Source organism: Streptomyces sp. W16 (assembly GCF_033194735.1).
Taxonomy (GTDB): domain Bacteria; phylum Actinomycetota; class Actinomycetes; order Streptomycetales; family Streptomycetaceae; genus Streptomyces.
Map to the genome: position 1 here is coordinate 21,474 of NZ_JAWOAI010000063.1, position 6,585 is coordinate 28,058.

The window sequence follows — 6,585 nt, forward strand, 5'->3', positions numbered from 1 at the left end:
ACACATCCACGCCGGCACCGCGCCGCGCGCCACGAACGGAGCACCACCATGACCACCACGACGAACACCACCCCCACCCCCCGCATCGCGATCATCGGCGCCGGCCCCGGCGGCCTGACCTGCGCCCGCATCCTTCAGCGGCACGGAATCACCGTCACCGTCCACGACCGAGAGACCGGTCCCGACGCCCGGAACCAGGGCGGCACCCTCGACCTGCACGAGGACAACGGCCAGATCGCCCTGCGCGAAGCCGGCCTGCTGGAGGAGTTCTTCCGGCTGTCCCGCGCCGAGGGGCAGGAGTCGCGTCAGATGGACGCGGCAGGAGCGATCCTCTTCCACCACGTCCCCGAAGAAGGCGAAAGTTTCAAGCCGGAGATCGACCGCGGCCAGCTGCGCGACCTACTCCTCGACTCACTCAAGCCCGGCACCGTGCACTGGGGACACACCCTCCGGTCCGTCGACGGCCCCGCCGAAGGGCCCCGGCAACTGCGTTTCACCGACGGCACCACCACCGACGCCGACCTCGTCATCGGTGCCGACGGCGCCTGGTCCAAGGTCAGGAGCGCCATCTCCTTGGCCACCCCCCGCTACAGCGGCGTCAGCTTCCTCGAAGCCTGGTTCGACGACGTCGACAGCCGGCACCCCGACATCGCCGACCTCGTCGGCCAGGGCAGCGCCGCCGCGGCCGACGGCGACCGCGGCCTGTTCGCCCAGCGCAACAGCGGCGACCACATCCGCGTCTACGCCATCCAGCGCGTCCCCGCCGACTGGATCACCGCCCAGGGCCTGACCACGCAGGACACCGACGGCATCCGCGCCTTCCTCCTCGACCAGTACCGCGACTGGTCGCCACGCCTGCGCCGACTGATCACCGACAACGACGGCCGCTACGTCGACCGCCCCATCCACGCCCTTCCCGTCCCCCACACCTGGGAGCACAACCCCACCGTCACCCTGCTCGGCGACGCCGCCCACCTCATGCCCCCGCTCGGCGTCGGCGTCAACCTCGCCATGCTCGACGCCTGCGAACTCGCCCTCGCCGTCGTGAACCACCACAGCATCGACGACGCCATCCACGCCTACGAGAAGACGATGCTGCCCCGCTCCCACGAGATGCAGCAGCTCCTCGACAACGGTGCCGAGGCGCTGCTGTCCACGGAACTGCCCGACTTCGCCACCGACGACAGCAACTGACGCGCAGAGCCGTGAGGTTCGGCTGTGGGGGCCTTCGGATGCTGCGGCACACCTACGCCTCCATCACGCTGGAGGCGGGAGAGCCCGTCGTGACCGTGGCTCGGGTATTCCTCACCGGCGATCACCCTCGGCGGTCATTCTGCTCACCTCATGCCGGATGCCGGATGCCGGGAGCAAGGGCCGGACGGCCACTGAAGATCTTTCGGCTGTTTCACGCTCATGCGAGTTGACGCGGTCGGAAGTCCCAGAGGAGCGCGCATTGTCGTTCGTTCAGGGCGGGTCGGCACGGTGACCATCCTCGGCGGCGGCGCTGTCGGCTGGGAGGCCGCGCACACCGACTCCGGTACGACGACCGGCACTTACTCGTACACGTACACCAACGTCCTCTCCCAGTCGTACGCGGGCAGCGCGTCCAGTGCGCTCTCGGCCCAGGCGGACGCCATGTACCGGGGCGTCGGCAAATCCGCCCTCGTCTCCACGGGCACCGGCACCGGCACCTACACCTGCACCTACTCCTGCGGCGGCAACGGAAACGGCGACGGCGGCTGGAAGCCGGGCGACGTGATCGACATGATCGTCGGCGCGGCCCAGATGCTGGACCTCGGGGACAACGACGACTACACGCCGGACGACGCCCAGGAACTCCTGCACGCGCCGGTCGACAACCCGGGCGGAAAGAACGACGGCCGTGACCGGGACGACGAGAAATGCGACGTCGGTCCGGGAGTGAGCCCGACGGGAGACGCCGTGTACCTGCCGCGCGAGCGCTACTACGACACCTTCGAGGACCGCTACGAGTGCCGGGCGACCGGTGTGTACGGCCTGCTGGACCAGAGCGACTACAACAAGGGCCGCAAGGCGCCGGGGACGAACACCAACTCGTCCACGAAGTCTCCGGGCATGGCGGAGATCGCGCACCAGGGCCACAAACCCGCCAACGGCCATCTGATTCCCGCTGCGGCGACCGGGTCCGGGATCGACCTACGGAACCTGGTGGCGGAGTACGAGCAGACCAACAGCCCGTACCTCAATCACGGCGTGGAAAAGGAGATCAGGAACTCCGTCAAGTCGGGCAAGCACGTGGAGATCTCCGTGATCCCGCACTACGGCAACAGCGGCAGTGGCGTACCCACCGAGATCGAGTACAACTACGGGACTGTGGAAGACGGAGACATGAAGCACTGTGTGATCACGCAGTCGCCGATGGGCGGGACCACTCGGGGCAGCGCCGACTGCCCGAGGAGGTGACGGGGTTGAAGAACGAGAACTATCTTGAGCGCGTGCTGGAGATGCTCGGTGAGCCCTTGTGGCGGTACCGGGATCCCGAGGCGTGGCGGAGGGTGGAGAACGAGCTGGGGGTGAGTCTCCCGGCCGACTACAAGGAGATCGTCGACGCCTACGCCCCTGTTCAGATCAACGGGCACCTGTATCTGACCCATCCCGCGACCGAACGGTTCAACCTGGCCGAGGACATTCGCCGAACCTCCGAGTCCTGGTCGCAGGTCGAGTGGGACGAAGGGGAACCCGAGGGCGACCCCCGCATCTCGCTCGGCGTCCCTGAGCTGGTCTTCGGTACTCCGGACGGCCTGATCCCGATCGTGAGCACCGACCGGGCCGAGGTGATCTTCTACGCTCCCGGGGGAGCCTCGGGCCGGGGGTCGCTGTTCATCGAGAACGGCGACTATGAATTCCTTGAGTACTCGTTCTCGTTCGCGGAGTGGCTCTACCGCTGGCTGGTCGGCGAGGAGGTGACAGGCCCGGGCGGCTCCGCCTTCTACCCGGGACCGGTGGCCCTCCAGGACCTGCCGATGACCCCGGACGAGCGTCCTGAGACGCGATACGGCCCACCTCGCGGAATGTGAGCTCGCCGACGGCCACGGTCACGCCGTTCGTGACCGTGGCGCGGTGGCCCGGGCACTCCCGGCCGGTGATCACCCCCGGTTACTATGCTCACTTCATGCCGGAGGCCGGGAGCCGGGGCCGGACGGCCGTCGACGGAACGCTGGAGGGAGGTGGCCTCAGAAGTGCTGAGAGAGGTCGCCGCAATCCGCTATGTCGAGCCCCTGCGCTCCGGGGGCTCCGTCCCCGGCGTCGTCGAGGCCGACGACCTCGGCACCTACGTCGTGAAGTTCACCGGCTCCGCGCAGGGCCGCAAGGCACTCGTCGCCGAAGTCGTCGTCGGGGAACTCGCCCGCGCCCTGGGACTGCGTTTCCCCGAACTCGTGCTCGTGCACTTCGACCCGGAGATCGCCGACGGGGAACCGCACCAGGAGGTCCGGGACCTGCACACCGCGAGCGCGGGCCTGAACCTCGGCATGGACTATCTGCCGGGCGCCCAGGACTTCACCCCGGAGGTCGCCGCGCGCTGCACGGTCGACCCGCTGGAGGCAGGGAAGATCATCTGGCTCGACGCGCTGACCGTCAACGTCGACCGTACGGTCCACAGCTCGAACCTGATGATCTGGCCCACCCTCGGCGTCGCACCCCCGCGCCTGTGGCTGATCGACCACGGCGCCGCCCTCGTCTTCCATCACCGCTGGGACGGCGCCGACCCCACGAAGGCCTACGACTTCCGCCACCACGCCCTCGGCCGCTACACCCCCGATATCCGGGCCGCCGACGCGGAACTCGCGCCCCGGGTGACCGAGGAGCTGCTGCGCCGGATCGTGGCCGAGGTGCCGGACGCCTGGCTGGCCGGCGAACCGGGCCTCGCTACCCCCGACGCCGTCCGGGAGGCGTACGTCGCCCACCTCCACGCGCGCGTGCGGGCCTCCGCGGCCTGGCTGCCCACCGACTTCCCCAGCAGGGAGGAACTCGCCGCCGAGGAAGCCCGGCGCGCGGCGAAGACACAGCAGGGCCGCCCGAGTTGGCTCAAGCGGGTCCCCGACCTGCACGGCAGACCGGCGGCGGAACAGGATTGGTCGGTACACCTCGGATGACCCAGCGAGTTGAGATCGAGTACTGCACCCAGTGCCGTTGGCTGCCGCGCGCGGCCTGGCTGGCACAGGAGCTGTTGACCACCTTCGAGACCGAGTTGACGGAACTGTCCCTGAAGCCCGGCACCGGCGGTGTCTTCGTCGTCCGCGTCAACGACGAGGTTGTGTGGGACCGTCGCGAACAGGGCTTCCCGGAGCCCACGGCCGTGAAGCAGCTCGTACGCGACCGAGTGGCCCCGGACAAGTCCCTGGGCCACTCGGACAGATGACGGTGTGTCAGCCGTTGAGCTGCTCGTACGCCGGCAGCGTCAGGAAGTCCGCGTAGTCGTCGTCGAGCGCGACCTCCAGAAGCAGGTCGTGGGCCTGCTGCCAGTGCCCCGCGGCGAAGGCGTCCGCGCCGATCTCGGCACGGATGTTCTCCAGCTCCTCGGCGGCGATCCTGCGCGCCAGCTCGGGAGTCGCCTTCTCACCGTTCTCGAACTCGACGTCAGCGTTGATCCACTGCCAGATCTGCGAGCGCGAGATCTCGGCGGTGGCCGCGTCCTCCATCAGATTGAAGATGGCGACCGCGCCGAGCCCGCGCAGCCACGCCTCGATGTAACGGATGCCCACCTGAACGGCGTTGACGAGCCCCGGGTACGTCGGCTTGGCGTGCAGCGAGTCCACGGCGATCAGGTCGGCGGCCTTGACGTCGACGTCCTCGCGCAGCCGGTCCTTCTGGTTCGGCCGGTCGCCGAGCACCGCGTCGAAGGAGGCCAGGGCGATCGGCACCAGGTCCGGGTGGGCCACCCAGGACCCGTCGAAACCGTCGCCGGCCTCACGGTCCTTGTCCGCCTTGACCTTCTCGAAGGCGACCTTGTTGACCGCCTCGTCACGACGGGACGGGATGAACGCCGCCATGCCGCCGATCGCGTGCGCCCCGCGCTTGTGGCAGGTACGGACGAGGAGTTCGGTGTACGCCCGCATGAACGGGGCCGTCATCGTCACCGCGTTGCGGTCCGGGAGGACGAACCTGGGCCCGCCGTCACGGAAGTTCTTCACGATGGAGAACAGGTAGTCCCAGCGGCCCGCGTTCAACCCCGAGGCGTGGTCGCGGAGTTCGTAGAGGATCTCCTCCATCTCGTACGCGGCGGTGATCGTCTCGATCAGCACGGTCGCGCGGACGGTGCCCTGCGGGATGTCGACGTAGTCCTGCGCGAAGACGAACACGTCGTTCCACAGCCGGGCTTCGAGATGCGACTCGGTCTTCGGGAGGTAGAAGTACGGACCCTTGCCCAGGTCCAGCAGCCGCTGCGCGTTGTGGAAGAAGTACAGCCCGAAGTCCACGAAGGCGCCCGGGACTTGCTCACCGTCCACCAGCAGGTGACGCTCGTTCAGATGCCAGCCGCGAGGCCGCATGACGACGGTCGCCAGCTCCTCATTCGCCTTCAGGGCGTACGACTTCCCGGAGTTGGGGTCGGTGAAGTCGATGGCGCGGGTGTAGGCGTCGATCAGGTTGAGCTGGCCCGTGACGACGTTCTCCCACGTCGGCGCAGAGGCGTCCTCGAAGTCCGCGAGCCAGATCTTGGCGCCGGAGTTGAGGGCGTTGATCGTCATCTTGCGGTCGGTGGGGCCGGTGATCTCGACCCGCCGGTCGTTCAGGGCGGCGGGGGAGGGGGCCACCTTCCAGGAGTCGTCCGCGCGGATCGCGGCGGTCTCCGGGAGGAAGTCGAGCGTGGAGGTACGGGCGATCTCCGCGCGGCGCTCGGCCCGGCGGGCGAGGAGTCCGGCCCGGCGGGGCGTGAACCGGCGGTGCAGCTCGGCCACGAAGGCGAGGGCCTCATCCGTGAGGACCTCGTCCTGCCGGGGCAGGGGTTCGGCGTCGACGACGACCGGCGAGGACGGCGCTGGTGCGGACATGAACTGTCACTTCCTTCAGCGAGCGAGGCACCGGGTGCCAGGTGACCCGGGTAGGGCTGGGAGCACCCGAGGAGCCGTCGGGCGCTTCTGAACAGTGGATACTAGTTTCCTCATCGTGGAAGTTCAATGGTTTGTTGACGTCGAGATTCTCCGCATCGAGCCAAAGTGGCGCTCGGTGCCACCCCGCTCACTCAAGGTGGACGAGATCCGCCTCAGTGTCGATGTCGTACGGCTCCGCCGCATCCCCGCACTCGACGAGCACGACCGAGTCCGCGTGCGCCTTGAGGTAGGCCCGCGCCCCCCGGTCCCCGGTCGCGCTCTCGGCGATCCCGGCCCAGTGCGCGGACCCGAACAGCACCGGATGCCCGCGTACCCCGTCGTAGGCCGCCGAGACGAGCGAGTCCTCGGAACGGTAGGCGGCCAGCACCCGCGCCACCGCCTCCGCACCGATCCCGGGCTGGTCGACGAGCGACACGAGCGCCGCCCGCGCCCCCGTACCGGCGAGCGAGTCGAGCCCGGCCCGCAGCGAGGACCCCATGCCCCGCTCCCACTCCGG

At 68.9% G+C, this 6,585-nt stretch carries 7 protein-coding genes; 5 read left to right on the forward strand and 2 right to left on the reverse strand.

Annotated features, from left to right (window positions below; all coding sequences use genetic code 11):
- Window positions 1–48 precede the first annotated feature (48 nt).
- The 5 genes from R6V09_RS11465 to R6V09_RS11485 all read left to right on the forward strand — a co-directional run bounded on the left by R6V09_RS11465 (window position 49) and on the right by R6V09_RS11485 (window position 4,399).
- Window positions 49–1,194 (forward strand): FAD-dependent oxidoreductase, encoded by a 1,146-nt coding sequence (locus tag R6V09_RS11465; RefSeq protein ID WP_317881272.1) that lies wholly within the window; start codon window positions 49–51, stop codon window positions 1,192–1,194.
- Window positions 1,195–1,482: 288 nt separating this feature from the next.
- On the forward strand, window positions 1,483–2,442 hold the full coding sequence (locus R6V09_RS11470) for a DNA/RNA non-specific endonuclease (protein WP_317881273.1): 960 nt from the start codon (window positions 1,483–1,485) through the stop codon (window positions 2,440–2,442).
- 5 nt (window positions 2,443–2,447) lie between these two features.
- Window positions 2,448–3,056 carry an SMI1/KNR4 family protein gene (locus R6V09_RS11475; RefSeq protein ID WP_317881274.1) on the forward strand — a complete coding sequence of 203 codons (609 nt, stop codon included), beginning with the start codon at window positions 2,448–2,450 and terminating at the stop codon, window positions 3,054–3,056.
- Between the two features lie 162 nt (window positions 3,057–3,218).
- Window positions 3,219–4,133, forward strand: coding sequence for a HipA family kinase (locus R6V09_RS11480; RefSeq protein WP_317881278.1), 915 nt, complete (start codon window positions 3,219–3,221; stop codon window positions 4,131–4,133).
- Window positions 4,130–4,399 (forward strand): SelT/SelW/SelH family protein, encoded by a 270-nt coding sequence (locus R6V09_RS11485; RefSeq protein WP_317881275.1) that lies wholly within the window; start codon window positions 4,130–4,132, stop codon window positions 4,397–4,399. The genes R6V09_RS11480 and R6V09_RS11485 overlap by 4 nt, the downstream gene beginning before the upstream one ends.
- A gap of 7 nt (window positions 4,400–4,406) precedes the next feature.
- On the opposite strand, the gene aceB is transcribed toward R6V09_RS11485, so the two are convergent.
- Entirely contained in the window at window positions 4,407–6,029 is a 1,623-nt protein-coding gene (gene aceB, locus R6V09_RS11490) for a malate synthase A (protein ID WP_317881276.1), read from the reverse strand.
- A 187-nt stretch (window positions 6,030–6,216) separates the two neighbouring features.
- The coding region (locus tag R6V09_RS11495) for a nucleotidyltransferase family protein (protein ID WP_317881277.1) at window positions 6,217–6,585 on the reverse strand (369 nt) is incomplete at its 5' end.